This window comes from Youxingia wuxianensis (assembly GCF_014385085.1).
GTDB classification, from domain to species: Bacteria; Bacillota; Clostridia; order Oscillospirales; family Ruminococcaceae; genus Youxingia; species Youxingia wuxianensis.
Window position 1 is genome coordinate 1 of sequence record NZ_JACRTD010000009.1, and the last position, 14,103, is coordinate 14,103.

At 45.8% G+C, this 14,103-nt stretch carries 15 protein-coding genes; 11 read left to right on the top strand and 4 right to left on the bottom strand.

Features of this window, described 5'->3' with window-relative positions; translation table 11 throughout:
- Nucleotides 1-502: 502 nt before the first annotated feature.
- From H8705_RS11630 to H8705_RS11665, 8 genes are all read left to right on the top strand, one after another.
- A complete protein-coding gene (locus H8705_RS11630) occupies nucleotides 503-1,777 on the top strand; it encodes a hypothetical protein (protein WP_262395954.1) in 1,275 nt (424 codons plus the stop codon).
- Nucleotides 1,778-1,801: 24 nt separating this feature from the next.
- Nucleotides 1,802-2,191, top strand: a complete 390-nt coding sequence (locus tag H8705_RS11635; protein WP_262395955.1) for a hypothetical protein — start codon at nucleotides 1,802-1,804, stop codon at nucleotides 2,189-2,191.
- Between the two features lie 55 nt (nucleotides 2,192-2,246).
- Entirely contained in the window at nucleotides 2,247-3,686 is a 1,440-nt protein-coding gene (locus tag H8705_RS11640; RefSeq protein ID WP_262395956.1) for a relaxase/mobilization nuclease domain-containing protein, read from the top strand.
- A 280-nt stretch (nucleotides 3,687-3,966) separates the two neighbouring features.
- Nucleotides 3,967-4,698, top strand: a complete 732-nt coding sequence (locus H8705_RS11645) for a hypothetical protein (RefSeq protein ID WP_262395957.1) — start codon at nucleotides 3,967-3,969, stop codon at nucleotides 4,696-4,698.
- Complete coding sequence (locus H8705_RS11650) at nucleotides 4,695-4,895, top strand: hypothetical protein (protein ID WP_262395959.1); 201 nt, start codon at nucleotides 4,695-4,697, stop codon at nucleotides 4,893-4,895. Before H8705_RS11645 ends, H8705_RS11650 begins: the two co-directional genes overlap by 4 nt.
- A 635-nt stretch (nucleotides 4,896-5,530) precedes the next feature.
- On the top strand, nucleotides 5,531-5,887 hold the full coding sequence (locus H8705_RS11655) for an RNA polymerase sigma factor (protein WP_262395960.1): 357 nt from the start codon (nucleotides 5,531-5,533) through the stop codon (nucleotides 5,885-5,887).
- Entirely contained in the window at nucleotides 5,884-6,495 is a 612-nt protein-coding gene (locus tag H8705_RS11660; protein ID WP_262395961.1) for a hypothetical protein, read from the top strand. Before H8705_RS11655 ends, H8705_RS11660 begins: the two co-directional genes overlap by 4 nt.
- Before the next feature lie 87 nt (nucleotides 6,496-6,582).
- On the top strand, nucleotides 6,583-7,266 hold the full coding sequence (locus H8705_RS11665; RefSeq protein ID WP_262395962.1) for a hypothetical protein: 684 nt from the start codon (nucleotides 6,583-6,585) through the stop codon (nucleotides 7,264-7,266).
- Between the two features lie 67 nt (nucleotides 7,267-7,333).
- Here the strand turns inward: H8705_RS11665 and H8705_RS11670 are convergent, their stop codons facing one another.
- Together H8705_RS11670 and H8705_RS11675 are read right to left on the bottom strand one after the other, a co-directional pair.
- Complete coding sequence (locus H8705_RS11670; RefSeq protein WP_262395963.1) at nucleotides 7,334-8,230, bottom strand: BRO family protein; 897 nt, start codon at nucleotides 8,228-8,230, stop codon at nucleotides 7,334-7,336.
- Between the two features lie 121 nt (nucleotides 8,231-8,351).
- Nucleotides 8,352-8,720, bottom strand: a complete 369-nt coding sequence (locus H8705_RS11675) for a helix-turn-helix domain-containing protein (protein ID WP_392392096.1) — start codon at nucleotides 8,718-8,720, stop codon at nucleotides 8,352-8,354.
- Nucleotides 8,721-8,927: 207 nt separating this feature from the next.
- Between H8705_RS11675 and H8705_RS11680 the strand changes: the two genes are divergently transcribed.
- The 3 genes from H8705_RS11680 (at nucleotide 8,928) to H8705_RS11690 (ending at nucleotide 10,942) form a co-directional block, all read left to right on the top strand.
- A complete protein-coding gene (locus H8705_RS11680) occupies nucleotides 8,928-9,407 on the top strand; it encodes a MarR family winged helix-turn-helix transcriptional regulator (protein ID WP_262395965.1) in 480 nt (159 codons plus the stop codon).
- A 2-nt stretch (nucleotides 9,408-9,409) separates the two neighbouring features.
- Nucleotides 9,410-10,282, top strand: coding sequence for a DUF6544 family protein (locus H8705_RS11685; protein ID WP_262395966.1), 873 nt, complete (start codon nucleotides 9,410-9,412; stop codon nucleotides 10,280-10,282).
- Nucleotides 10,283-10,714: 432 nt separating this feature from the next.
- Nucleotides 10,715-10,942, top strand: a complete 228-nt coding sequence (locus tag H8705_RS11690; protein ID WP_262395967.1) for a hypothetical protein — start codon at nucleotides 10,715-10,717, stop codon at nucleotides 10,940-10,942.
- A gap of 540 nt (nucleotides 10,943-11,482) precedes the next feature.
- Here H8705_RS11690 and H8705_RS11695 read toward each other — a convergent pair.
- Nucleotides 11,483-12,322, bottom strand: coding sequence for an S-layer homology domain-containing protein (locus H8705_RS11695; protein ID WP_262395968.1), 840 nt, complete (start codon nucleotides 12,320-12,322; stop codon nucleotides 11,483-11,485).
- A gap of 15 nt (nucleotides 12,323-12,337) precedes the next feature.
- Nucleotides 12,338-14,095, bottom strand: a complete 1,758-nt coding sequence (locus H8705_RS11700) for a DUF6273 domain-containing protein (RefSeq protein WP_262395969.1) — start codon at nucleotides 14,093-14,095, stop codon at nucleotides 12,338-12,340.
- Nucleotides 14,096-14,103 lie beyond the last annotated feature (8 nt).

A 14,103-nucleotide genomic window follows, 5' to 3' on the forward strand; every position in this document is an offset into this window, starting at 1 on the left:
CGTGGCTTTAATACCTATGAGGGCTTTGCCTCGATGATTTGCCTCGTTGCTGGTAAACTCCAACTCGCTGTCCCTAACCCTTTCTAAATACTCCTATCCACTAAAACGGGAGTAGAGCCTAAAATGTGAATATCAATTAAGCAAACGGTCTGCTTCGGCAGGCCGTTTTGCTATATATAGGTTCAGAAAAGAATTTCAAAAAACTTTCAAAAATTTTGCGACCAACGCCGATAAAATCGTACTTATAAGGTGAAAGCGTGTGTACGCCCATCTGCGGCTATGCGGCTGGTCGGCACAAACTTCAAAATACCGATACAGGAGGTGGAATTGGCTATGATGGTGTTTAACACTCTGTATGGGTTCACGCGTTGGTCTGCTTATTTCGCCCTCTGTTTCTGGAGGCTCCGATTGAAAATCAACAGGATTGGCGCATAACCCGTAGAAAAATCGTTTGGTTATGCGCCTGTTCCCTCATACGATTTAATTTTTGGGAGGAATTACAATGAAGTTTTTCGGCAAAAAACTCTTATCAATGTTACTTGCTATAACAATGGTGGTGTCGTTAGGTGTCACCGTATCCGCAGCAGAATCTACGAACGGCAATGACGAGTATATTAAAGTTACCGATGAAATTGTCGAAAGTATTGCTGTTGAGTGGGCAGAATATATTTGCCCTGGTCGGTCTTTCAATGTTTCAGCAATTTATGAATACTATAATCTTGATGATGAACTCATTGGCTACTCAGTCAGCGTGACAAGTAATGGTACACCTTACGGATATATTCTCCTTGATTTCTTCCAGGAGAATATTATCACTGAATTTGTCATTGAAGAAGATGTTGTAAATATTTGTGAAAGTGCTGTGACAGAATTGCAGAGCCATACCAGCACATATGGCCTACGAGGACAAAGTATTGATTCATCATGTGTTAGGCTTCACAAATATCTGCCGTTAGTCCACGCTGTTTCCGTTGAGGTTGGTGGAACCGAAGTATATGCAATCGATGATGAAGTTACTTCTCGTAATGAGTATGAGAAGTTTTGTAATTCAGTTTCCGCAACTCAAACCATTGAAGCAAATGTACGGAGCATTGATGAGCCCTGGGCTATCTATGATAAAAACTCCCAGAACGAAACCGTATATGGACATTGTGCGGACATCATGCTAAAATCAATTCCGACAGGATATACTGTTGTTGATAAGGATACTCGATTGGAAGATCGCTACTCTTTTTCTCAGTCTTGGGCAGAAACTAACACTGATTCGTATGCTTGTGCCATCATTGCCGGCTTGAATATTCTGTATCAGACCGACAGTTTGCTTAACGATAGTTCAGTAGATACCTATGAGTGGCTGTGGGATGAAACAGGTACAAAGGAAACAACTGCAAGCAAAAATGACACAACCAGCGACATTGTCTATGGCTCAACGACTATCGGTAAGATCGCGCCAGCAATCGTTAAACTTGCGAAGGAGCTTGGGAAAACGAACAGTTCCTATTCCAATGTGTCCAGCCCTACATATCAGACTTACAAAACTGCGGTTAACGCAGGAAAGAGTGGTGTCTTGGAATTTGGAGTTACAGTTTCAACAGATGATGGAACTGCGCGTCAAGGCCATACCGTTTCTGTTGTTGGCTTCCGCTCTGACAAAGATTCTAATTCTACGGTTCATCAGTATGTAATTGTTGCAGATGGTTGGGGTTCGTACAGATATATGGAATTATCTGCAATCGACTTCACCGATAAATCCGGTGCTACGATTGTCATTGGCTGACCGTCAGCAGAAATGGAGGAATAAATGAAAGGATTCTTTTGCTTGCTGCTATCAGCTTTACTCCTAATGACAACTGGCTGTTCGGGAAATTCCGACAATGCAAACGAGGGACACAATCAAAATGGTCACTTGTTGTCTGTCAATGTCAAAGTGGTTGAAATAGTGGAAAATAACGATAAACTATTCAAAGTTGAAGCTCTTGAAAATTGCACAGAAAAGATTGCGCAAGGCGATACCATTTTGGTTACTGCGGATTCTGCTGATATTTCAAGCATTTTAGAATCCTATCAGCAAAACAACAGTTTCCGCATATATTTTCCAGTAATAACGGATACAGCAGAAGGCGTAAGCGTTACTTGTTTTGACATCATACAGTATGATTCAACAGGTAAGATTGTCCAGAAATTTGAATAAATGAGAAACGGTCTGCTTCGGCAGGCCGTTTTGCTTTTAAGGAGGTGAACCCCCTATGGCAACCACACGCCTGATGCCCCTGCACACCGGCAAAGGCCGCACGGTAGGACAGGCAATCAGCGACATACTGGACTACTCCCAAAATCCGCAAAAGACGGATAACGGCAGACTGATAACGAGCTGGCAATGTGACAGCAGGATAGCGGATGCCGAATTTCTTTTTACTAAAAATCAGTACATCCAAAAGACCGGTAGAGTGCGCGGTGAGGATGATGTAATTGCTTACCATCTGCGGCAATCCTTTGTCCCCGGCGAGATCACCCCGGAGGAAGCAAACCGCCTGGGCTGTGAGCTTGCCAAGCGGTTTACCAAGGGCAAACACGCCTATATCGTCTGCACCCACATCGACAAAGAGCATATCCATAATCATGTGATTTGGAACTCTACCGCGCTGGATCAGTCACGGAAGTTCCGCAACTTTTGGGGCAGCACCCGCGCCGTGCGGCGGCTCAATGATACCATCTGCATCGAGAACGGATACTCCATCGTGGAAAATCCGAAGCGGCACGGCAAGAGCTATAACAAGTGGCTGGGCGATAAGAAAAAGCCCTCCCACCGTGAACGGATTTGCGCTGCTATTGATGATGCTCTGGCGCAAAAGCCCGAAAGTTTTGAAGCTCTGCTGGAGCTGCTACGGCAGGCCGGTTATGAAATCAAGGGCAAGAAAGTCCCGTCCCTGCTCGGCGGCGAACAGCAGAAATCCATTCGCATGGACACCCTGGGCGCAGGCTACACACCCGAAGATCTCCGCGCGGTGATTGCCGGTGAAAAGGAACACACGCCCCGAAAACGCTGGACGGAAAAGACCGTACCGGAAAAGCGCGGCGGGAATCTGCTGGTGGATATTCAGGCAAAATTGCAGGAGGGCAAAGGTGCCGGTTATGCGCGTTGGGCCACTCTGTTTAATTTGAAGCAGATGGCGCAGACGGTAGCCTATCTGCAAGATCATCAGCTTTTGGATTATAGCGTTCTCTCTGAAAAAGCAGCGGCAGCTTCCACCCGGTTCAATGAACTTTCCGCAAAAATCAAAGCCGCAGAAGCGCGCATGGCGGAGATCGCCGTGATGCGAACTCACATCATCAACTACGCTAATACCCGTGATACCTATGTTGCCTATCGCAAGGCCGGTTACTCCAAGAAGTTTCTTGCAGAGCATGAAAGTGAGATCACGCTCCATAAGGCAGCAAAGAAGTTTTTCGATGACCAGGGCATCCAGAAGCTCCCCACCGTTAAGAGTTTGCAGGCCGAATATGCCGCGCTGATGGCAGAGAAAAAAGTGGCATACGCCGAGTACCGGAAAGCCCGCGAGGATATGAAAGAGTTGCTGACCGCCAAGGCGAACATTGACCGCATTCTGGAGTTGGAAGAAGATTGTCAGGACGAGCGAGAAAAAAATCTAAAAAATTTTTCAAAAAGTTGCGACCAAAGAAAATAAAATCGTACTTATAGGATGAAAGGGAATGTACGCCGCTTGTGCTGTCGGCGTGGGCGGCGCATTTTCCTAAAACTACGATACGGAGGTGAAATCAGCTATGATGGTGTTCAACACTCTGTATGGAATTTTGCGCTGGTCTGCTTATTTCGCTCTCTGTTTCTGGAGGCTGCGATTGAAAATCAGCAGGATCAGCGCATAGCCCATCACAAAAACGGGTTATGCGCCAAATAGTTTTGCAGCAGTCAACAAAAGATTAACTTCAAAATACAGGAGGTACATAATGATGAAATTTACAAAGCGACTTCTTTCTGTTATGCTGTCATTGTGTTTGGTGCTGTGCTGTTCGATTCCTGCCCTCGCCGCTGAAACCACCACAACGGTCGGCACCCTTACAATTTTTTCGTCCAATGACGGCGGCAGTTCCTCTTGGAATCTGTCTGGTCATGCTTTTCTTGCATTTGAAAATACCAGTTCTTCAGACATCACAGTAGGCGGTTTGACGGTTGCCTCCGGAGAAGAAATTACATTTGGAACATGGGGAAATCAGGACGCGCATCATGGTATTTGGTATAACTTGGAATCTTATTTAATCAACAATCAAAACGATTATGCTAATCGTGCTTCTCTTTCGATGAGCGTCACTCAGGATGATGTTGATGAAATTAACACCATTATTGCCAATAATGATGCCTGGGCGTTGCTTAACAACTGTTCATCTTTTGCTGTCCGCGTATGGAACCAGGTATCCTCTATAACATTAAGTGCGGGTAGCCCCAATACCCCTACATCCTTACGCGCCAACATTCGTTCTAAGTCTGGTTATGAAACAGGGCGCAGCGTACAGAATAACACGAACATTGGATATGTCAGCGGTGGAGAGTTTGTCCCTGTTACTGTGAGCACTTCTGCACGATCCGCCGCTCCTATTGTAATGACCGCTTATGGAGTACAGTTTATTGTTCCTATCAACTTAAATCCCAATAGCTGTGATACGGAGGTGTGGCATAAGTGAATAGAAAAAAAGTGATTGTTGTTCTCAATGTTTTCCTGATCTGTGCAATGGTAGTCCATATATGTGTGAAAATATATCTGCATGGACAGCACCCGGAATACAGTTCCCCTGCCTATGTGGAGCTGTTCAATGCGGTGTATTATTTAATCCCTCTGCTCATCATTAACATTGGCAATCTTGTATTGAAAAAGAGATAACAGATTGCCACACAACATCACACATATCCTTTGGGACGCAGAATCCATTTGTGGTTTCTGCGTCCCTTTCATTTTTTATAGCGATTTGAAAAATCGCGTAGCCGCAGGATTTAGCCTGCGTTCCAGAACACAATTTTGTGTTCTGCGGGGATTGGGGCGGAGCCTCAACAAGTATGAAACTGCCGGTTTCCGCAAGAGCGGAAATTGGCAGTTTTCGCAAAGTGGGTACCGCTTTGCATTGCTTGCCGCTTTCTTCGTTCTTTCGTACCCTCCGTCCTCCCGAAAAATATTTTTCCAAAACTTTCAGAAATTTTGCGACCATCGCCGATAAAATCGTACTTATAGGGTAAAAGGGAATGTACGCCCCCTGGCGTCTGTGCCGAAGGGCTATATGAGCTTCAAAATACCGATACAGGAGGTGGAATTAGCTATGGTGGTGTTTAACACTCTGTATGGGTTTACGCGCCGGTCTGCTTACTTCTCCCTCTGTATGTGGAGGTTGAGATTGAAAATTAGCAGGGGTGGCGCATAGCCCATACTGAAAATGATTAGGCTATGCGCATTTGAAGCAATCCAACACTAACATAAAATGAGGTTAATAAAATAAAATTCCGCCAACAAGGCCAAATAACTTCATGGCTTTTATCTGTAAGATCACAAGGAATCTTTCTATAAAAAGGCTGGATTATAATAGGGCGAGAAAACGCACACCTGAATCGTTTGTGTCGTTTACTGAGTTGGAAGATGTTTTGCCGGATAACAACATAGCCGCCGGTGTTGAAAACGCAGAAATTGGTAAGCTGATTAGTGAGTTTCTAAACCACGAGAAACCAGCATCTCGCGCGGTCTTTATCCGTAAATACTGGTTCTTCGATTCTATCAGCGACATTGCAGCGAGATATTCATTTGCTGAAAGTAAAGTCAAGAATATGCTGTATCACTCCCGTAACAAGTTAAGAGAGTATTTGAAGAAAGAAGGTATCGAAGTATGAGAACGCCCAGAATAGTTGATGCAATGAATTATATAGACGATGATCTTGTGTCTTGGGCAGTTGAGTATCGGAGAGTTCCCTTTACTACCCGTCTTTTTCGTAAGCCATTTTTGAAAGCCTGTGCGTGTTTTTTAGTATTCGCCCTCTTATTTGGTGTTGCCTTTTTTCGTGGCAATGACGGCAATGTGGTATCTTCTCCGTTTGTTCTGACTGCCTATGCAGTTTCCCCCGAAAGCTCTGATGTGGTAACAACTGAGCTGGAAAAAGGCGCAAAGGTGCCGATCAGTTCGTTTGCAACGGAATCGGGAGTGTTTGGATTTGTGTTTTCCACGCCTAATACAAATGATGATATGCCTGCATCAATTTCCGTTATTACGAATGGCAATTATGATGCCTATATTCAAGAGATCACAGGAATTACAATCGACCCGGCACAGAACTACTATGTTTTTATTCCCGGAGAAAATGAAGTGCAACCGTACACGGTGTTTATCTCATCCATTGATTTAGGCACAGAGCTTGTATATGAGTACACTCTTTCAATCTCACTGCAGGGAGAGGAATACTATGCAGAGCTGGTGGATTGGTCACAAGAGATGTCATTATGAAATGATAATTAAGAGCAAAAGAAGGTGGTTCCGATGAACAGAGTATCATCCGTCTAATTCGCATTGGTATTTTACAGGAGGATTTTAATGAAACATCTAAATATTCGGAAACATCTGTCTTTTGTTCTTGCGTTGCTTTTATGTATGTCTTTGACAACTACTGCTTTTGCAGCAGAGGAACGAATTGTAAGTGATGCGGAAATCTCTGCTGTTATAGCTGAGATCAACAAAGAATACGGAACAAATATCCACATACTTTCTGCCGAAGAACTTACTTCCCTTGGTTTGCCGGTTTCTGAACCAGCACCTATGACTGCCACTGAACTTGCACAATTAGAGGATACTTTACGCCATATTGCCGAAACACAAATTCCTCAGTTCAAGAAAACAACACAGGAGGCAAATGCTGTTCTTGCCAGTATTGAAGCTGCCCCGGCCAACGCAGCACCATTCGCTGAATTGCAAAGCACAAGTGAACCAATTACAGCAACAAAAGAAATAGATTATGCTACTGCCGGTGCTGTGGCATACACATCTAAAACCATTTTGGGAAAAACAATTTGGGGCGAAATCCAGCATGGTTTCTGCGTTACAGATACCCAGCAGGCTACTTGGTTCCGCGCCACAAATCCGACAGTTACCCGTACCGATAGCAATCGCACATTGTATTGGGTTGGAACCGGCAGCTATTACTCCAATGTAAATGGGACACAGTATTATCTTTATAGTGGAACGCAATATGCATCTATGTCCATTGATGACTATACATAATTGACCGAGCTGTGCCACAGGCGTAAACGGCAAAAAGGCAACGGTGCGTACCGTTGCCTTTCGTATATCAATCTTCTTGGTTTTCACTTTCTGTTGGATCTATGGCGACTGACAGAGCGGCGGCATCCTCCACAATGGATGTAATGAGCTGCCGGAAGTCTGTGGCATTCAGAGAAGTGATAACTGGCCTGCCTGTTTCTGCTTCAAGAGCCTGCCGAGCAATTCCTGCAACCTTTCCACCTCGCCGTGCAATCTGCTGGTTTTCAGAAAAAGTTTGTGGCTGCTCTGCTTTTGAAATGTCTGTTGTGGAGGTTTCGGCAAGCATATTCAAGACAAGCTCCGTTGTTGTCATATTATCCCGAAGATTTTCCTTTTTCAAACCTTTTAGCTTCTTATACTGTCGCGTTGTCATGCCCGACCATGCACGAGTGATCTCGTCAGTCAGAATAGCGTATTCCAATCCTTTTTGTACGCCGCGATCCTGCCATTCATCGGTTAGTTCTTTGCGTACCTGGATTGCCTGTAAACGCTGATTGATCCACTCCCGTGTGTAGCCCTTTCTTGCATAGGTTTCAAGAGCGCGGTCAATGGTCAGTTCGGGATCAATGGTTTCCTCTATGCGCTCTCGCCCGACCTGTGCCAACCATAACTTGAACGGTTCAGCTTTAGGGGACGGTATCGACTGGATGATACGCAAAATACCCTCAATAGTAGCAGCATTTGTACGATAGCGTTTGCCATCCGATGCAGTTAAGGTAGTTAGGGTACAAATTGTACCCCACCTTGCATTAAGTTCTGAATCGCGAGAACGCATTTTTTTAATATACTGCTTCGGATCTGCGCTATCTGTCAGAACAGCAACAACATCTGCAACAGAAAAATACCATTTTTCCTGCACATCGTCCCATGCTGCGCGGATTTCTCTATTTTCAAACAGCTTTATGGCGTTTTGATTTTCTCCCATGGTATGTACCTCTCTTTTGAGCATATATAACATTATACTGCATATATATGAAAATTTCTACCATTTTCAGGTGGGGTACAAAATGTACCCTACCTGAACCGAAAAGCAAAACAACAGCGGATCACTCCGCTGCTGCTTCGTGCTTCTTCTCGATTTCAACGACTTTTTGTGCCGTAGCGGTGACAATCTCCAGTCCGGCATCGCTCATGCTATCCAGCAGAGCATCCAGTTGCCTCCGCTGCGTGTTCTTCTCTGCATCCTTGTTTGGAAAGAAAAACTGATCTACCGATATGGAATAACGGGTAACAAGTTCATAGAAAATCTGTAAGCTCGGCTGTTGCCCCTTGTTTTCGATATTGGCAAGGTAACGCGGAGAAATGTTCATTTCATCGCAGACATCTTTCCGCGATTCTTTCCGCTCCATCCGTGCTGATTTTATAGCCTGCCCAAAAGCGTTGAAATCATAAAGCGGTACTGGTCTTTTTGCCATTTTCATTTCCTCACTCGTCTTTGTTATTCCTACCAGTACATTTTACAGTTCACATTCCTGTTTAGATATGTCTCCACAATTCCTTTAGTTAGCTTAAATAATACAATATGCGGATATGATTTTCTGCTTTTCTGCAAACCTCATTGACAAAGCAGTAATAAGTTACTATAATATAAGCGTAACAAGTTACTGCTATTAGGAGGGCTTATGTGGAAAGAATTATTTAACCAATATGGTGACGATACCGAACACAGGATTCAAGCGATTTTTTCGAGTATTTTTGTCATGCAAAACAGGATGCAAACAGCAGGTGAAAAAATACAAACACAAATTTCAATGAAGCAGTGGCTATTGCTTACCATGACTGCCAGTTGCCCAGAGCCACGCACTTTGACAAATGTGGGAGCGCTAATGGGATGTTCAAGACAAAATGTTAAGAAACTGGCAATGGCATTGGAGAAACAAGGATTTGTTCGATTGGTTCTTGGCTCTAACAACTCTGTAAATATTGAACTTACTGAGAAGGTTGCTGAATACTTGCAGGAAATGGTTGAGCGGCACACTTGCACTTTGAGACTTCTTTTTGCTGACTTTTCAGAAGAAGAAATATCCGCACTATTCACACTCTACCAAAAGCTTTATGCGGGCATTGAACGGGTAGAAAACTATGCAAAGGAATTAGCGTGAGCATGAGAAAGACAGGTAAAAGAAAAATGTATATTTGGATTGGAGCATTGCTCGTTTTGATCGGTGGAATTTTGATTTGGTTTCACATTCCATATTCCCCTGTAAAAAGAGATTTCAAGAATGATGTTGCTGTATTGAAGGACAGTAATCAACTTGTCGAAAATGACAAGCTGTTTAAGTGTGAAGATTTTTCTCACTTACCACTTGCAATTCAGCGATACATCGAAAGCAGTGGATATATTGGTATGCCGAAAATGAATTACATGAAAATGGAATATCATAATGTTGATTTTATGCAAGGGAAAAATGGTCCCGCGCTGAAAATCGACTATACCCAATATAATTTTGTTGCAGCACCGTGCCGTATGGCGTTAATTGACAGCAGTATGTTCGGCGTTCCTTTTGAGGGATACGATTATTACCAAAACGGCATTGGTGGAATGAAAGGTGTTATTGCCAAAGGGATCACATTATTTGACCAAAAAGGCGCGGATATGGATAAAGCGTGTTTGGCGACATTTCTTGCGGAAAGTATGTTTGCACCATCCATTCTGTTGCAGGACTACATCACATTTGAGGAAATCAGCGATTATAAAGTCAAAGCCACGATAACCTTTGCCGGACAGACCGCGAGTGGTATTTTTACATTCAACGAACAATATGAAATGATTTCATTTACAACTAATGACAGAGCTGTGACAAACGGAGATGGTACAATGGAATATATTCCGTGGTCTGCTGTATGCGGTGAATATCAGTTTTCAGAAACCGGAATGAAATATCCTACCAAGTTTCAGGCGGTTTGGCACTACCCGGACGGAGATTTTATCTACTTTGATGGAAAAATCAGCAGTGTGATATACGGCAATATTTAGCTTTGAATATAGCTTATCAGGACTTGTAAACTATATTTTTCTATGATGTTACGCATAGCCGCATTGCCATGCGGTCAATTCTGCCCTGCCGCAAAGGAGCTGTCCAGAATTGCAAAATGCGTAACCGCTTTTTGAATAACAGACCTTTTGTGGCGGCACTCAGGAGGATGCCGCCGTGCTTGTTTTTGGTTTTCTACACAATACCCATGATCTTCACCAGCTAAAAAAAGCGTAGCTCCCCCTCCGGGTAACTCCGACATTGAATATGCACTCTCAAATCATGTAAATACTTCTTTGCGTTCATTTGCGCGCGCTCGTCATTCTGTACGGGCGCGCGCCTTTTGTCGTTTTCACAGCTTTTCTGTTGGCTGTCGTTCTCCGCCGTTTTGGGTTCGGTTCACCACCCACCCAAATCGAAACGGAGGACAAAAAATGTTCAACAAAAAAAGCAACTATGCGCTGAATAAGAAAGATGCCAGTGCCATCGTTTACATAGACGCCAACGACAATATCATCCGTCTGACCCGTGAGGACTTCGCCAGCGAAGAAGAATTTCAGAAATGGAAGTCCTGGTCGGATGAAAACTACCACACCGAGGATAAGTGCGATGTGGTAGAGGGCAAGCACAATAGCCTCCGTCGTTCTGCGTCCCGGCGGTGAGAGCTTGCCGCGCAACGCAGTACGTTTTTGCAAAAGCCGTTGAAGGCGCACCGTTTCTGCCATTCCAAACGCTCAAGTGAGTTTGTCATACGCTCACCCTCTTTCGCGCCCATGTGGGCGGGCATTGATTTCCCCTTTCAATACCCTCTCCCCCGATTTTTTGAAAATGCCAAACGAAACGGCGGTTTTTACGAAAAAAGTTGAAATATTTTTTTACAGCATAGTATTTCCTCCCGTCCAAATCATTGTGTAATGCGGTGGTCTGAACGGAACGCGGCGGGGAACGACAGCGTACTCCGCTTAAAACGGAGAAAAACAAAAAGGCGCACAAACAGGTTTTTAGTCCTGTCTGTGCGCCTTTTACGCATACATGAGCATGGATAAAGAAGCAGACGCGGTTATTTGCAGCGTCCGCTTGAAATTGTCTGCCAGTCAGCCGCACCGAAATGAGGAATTGCGAGAAACAAGCGACGTATTTTCTTTTTACACAAAAAGAAAAGGGGCGCGGGGCTTATTGCCCGCGCCCCGAAAGTTGAGATATTAGGGGTGGATAAGATTTACTTCGGCTTCCTCGCCGTCGCGCCGCCGTTTGAGCAGCGTCAGAACGGCGCAAGCCGCAAGAGAGAACAAGAGCGCGGAAGTCCAAAGTGATGTACTGGCGTCGCCCGTATTCGGAATACCAATCGTCCGTTTCGGGTCTATCCAGCCCATCAAGCCCGTTGCGGTGATACCTTCCTCCAATTCGTTCTTCTCGATGAAGCGGTGGAGCATGGCGGCAAACTCGGCGCGGGTGGCGTAGCCTTTCGGGTCAAGGATATTGTTGTCCTTGCCCTGTATCAGCCCGTAGCCGACCGCCCATTTCATAGCGTCAACCGCCCAATCGGATAGGTCGCCCTTGTCGGTAAAGCGGTCTATGCTGCCCGTTATGGTGGTGTCATAGCCTTTGTACTCGGCATAGCGGAAGAAGAACGCCGCAAGCTGCTCCCGCGTTACCGGGTCATTCGTGCCGAACAAGCCGCCGCCGTAGCCCTCGGCTATCTCGTTTTCAGCCGCCCAAAGGATAGCGTCGGTATACCATTCGCCGTTCTTCACGTCGGTAAAGGGATTGCCGCCCTTCGGCGCGGGGCTGCCCTCCATGCGCCAAATCGTCGTGGCGGTCATGGCGCGGGTAGTCGTGCCGTAGGGGTCAAAGAGCGTATCGCTCACGCCTACCATCAGCTTTTTGACAAAGACGAACATCACATCATCATAAAACCAATCGCTTTCCGAAACGTCGGTAAAGGGATTTTCAAAGCCCGTATTCGGGTTTGTCTTGTCCTCCCACCCGGCATATATGGTGGTGTTGCGGGTCAAGCGGATAGACACTATCTTGTTTTTCAAAGCCTTGTCCGAATACTACCCTGTAAACTCAAAGCCCTCGCGGGTTGGGATATATTTTGAAAGCGTTAAATCAACGGTGGTGTATTCGGATATTCTTGCGGAAGAAATCGCGCTGCCGCCGTTGGTGTCAAAGGTAAGGGTATAGTAATCGGTGGTATCGCCTCCACCGCCGCCTGTGCCGCCTGTTGCCGGAATTGCGGCTGTTTCCATGACATAGCCGCAAGCCGTACACTCCTTGTGCTTGCTGCCGTTTGCGCTTGCCGTAGCGTTGGTATCAATTATCCAATCACCCGCCGTATGTGCGCCGTAGCCGTCCTTTGCGCTGTTATCGGTTACGGGGCAGCCCGCCGTTTCGCACTCATGCCAATGGTGGGTGGCGTTGGTCGTCCAAGCCGTAGCCCATGAATGGGCGTGTGGCGCAACGCCCGCCGCTGTTATTTCAATATCCCCGGTGATTTTACTATTGGGGATTGTCAACTCGCCTGTGCCGCTGTTATAGGTGTAATCCGTTGTGGCGTTCAGCGTATTGCCGCCCACCTTGACGGTGATGCTTGCGGGAAGCGTATAGTTTGTATCGGCGGTCAGCGTTGCGTTGTAGTTCGCCGTTTCGCTCATAAGGCGATAAGCCGCCGTATTGTCGGTGCTGATATTCGTCAGATTGTTTGTTATCGCATAGGCGTTTTTCGTCTGCGACACTTCCACTAATTCGCTTGCATAATCGGTCAGCTTGGTATTATCGTCTGCGCCGCCGTTATACTGCTCGGAAAAGACATAGAGCGTTTTGCTTGTCATATCAATGCCGGAAAGGTCGATGTTCACCGTACCGCTTGCGTCTGCTGCTTCGGTGGTATTTTTCAGTCTGCCATAATGGGTAATATTGCCGCTGTTGTCTTTGATGATTGCGGAAATGTATTCATTCGCGCCTGTCGCCGCGCCGGAGTAGGAAAGGGTCAGCGTGTCGCCAGTTACCGCCGTTGTCGCTGCGGCAAAATTGCGGTCATCGTCTAAAAGCGTCAATTTCCACTCGTTACCGTAGTAATTGCCTATCGCCGTCAACCCGCTGTCCATGCCATTAGCGGATTTGCCGCCTACGGCGGCAGATGTGAAGAGGACAGAGTTCGGATCTAAATTAAAAGCGGGACGCACACCGAGGGTAGAGGCAATACTGTAGAAGTTGTTGTAGCCGTCCTCACGCACGCAAAAGGCATAATAGTCGTAGTTGCTAGAGGAACGGAGCCACCACCACCCGGCACTCCCTTCGGGAGCGTCTATACTTTTTGCTTTCAAAAGATTGTTGCCCCAAACTATGCTTTTCGCTTCACTAAATGACAAAGGAAATAAATATGCGTCAACCGTCGGCGTACTATCATCATACATGCTGTTTCCGGCAAGCGTAGTTTGCATTATTGCGCTTTGCTCCGAGGCCGTAAACAGCGTTGTACCGCTGCCGTTATACAGCCCGTCCATAACATCTTTTAGATTGCTGCTATCCGCTGTGTTGCTGTTCGTGCTGTAATTATAATAGCCCCAATCTTCCCAGTCGCGGAATGATGAGGTGCCTATGGTATATTCGGAGAGTAAAAAACCTCTGTCGTCAAGCGCAATCCACGGTACAACCGTTGTCCCTTTTTGCCCGAAATATACCTTGTTATTTTTTGCTATGCCGCCCGCGCCGGATTGTATTGCGCCCGTCCCCGCCGCAAACGCCGTAGTCGGTAATAATACCGCTACCATGCAAAGGCAAAGCAGTATCGCCATTATTCGCTTCTTCATTGTGTGTC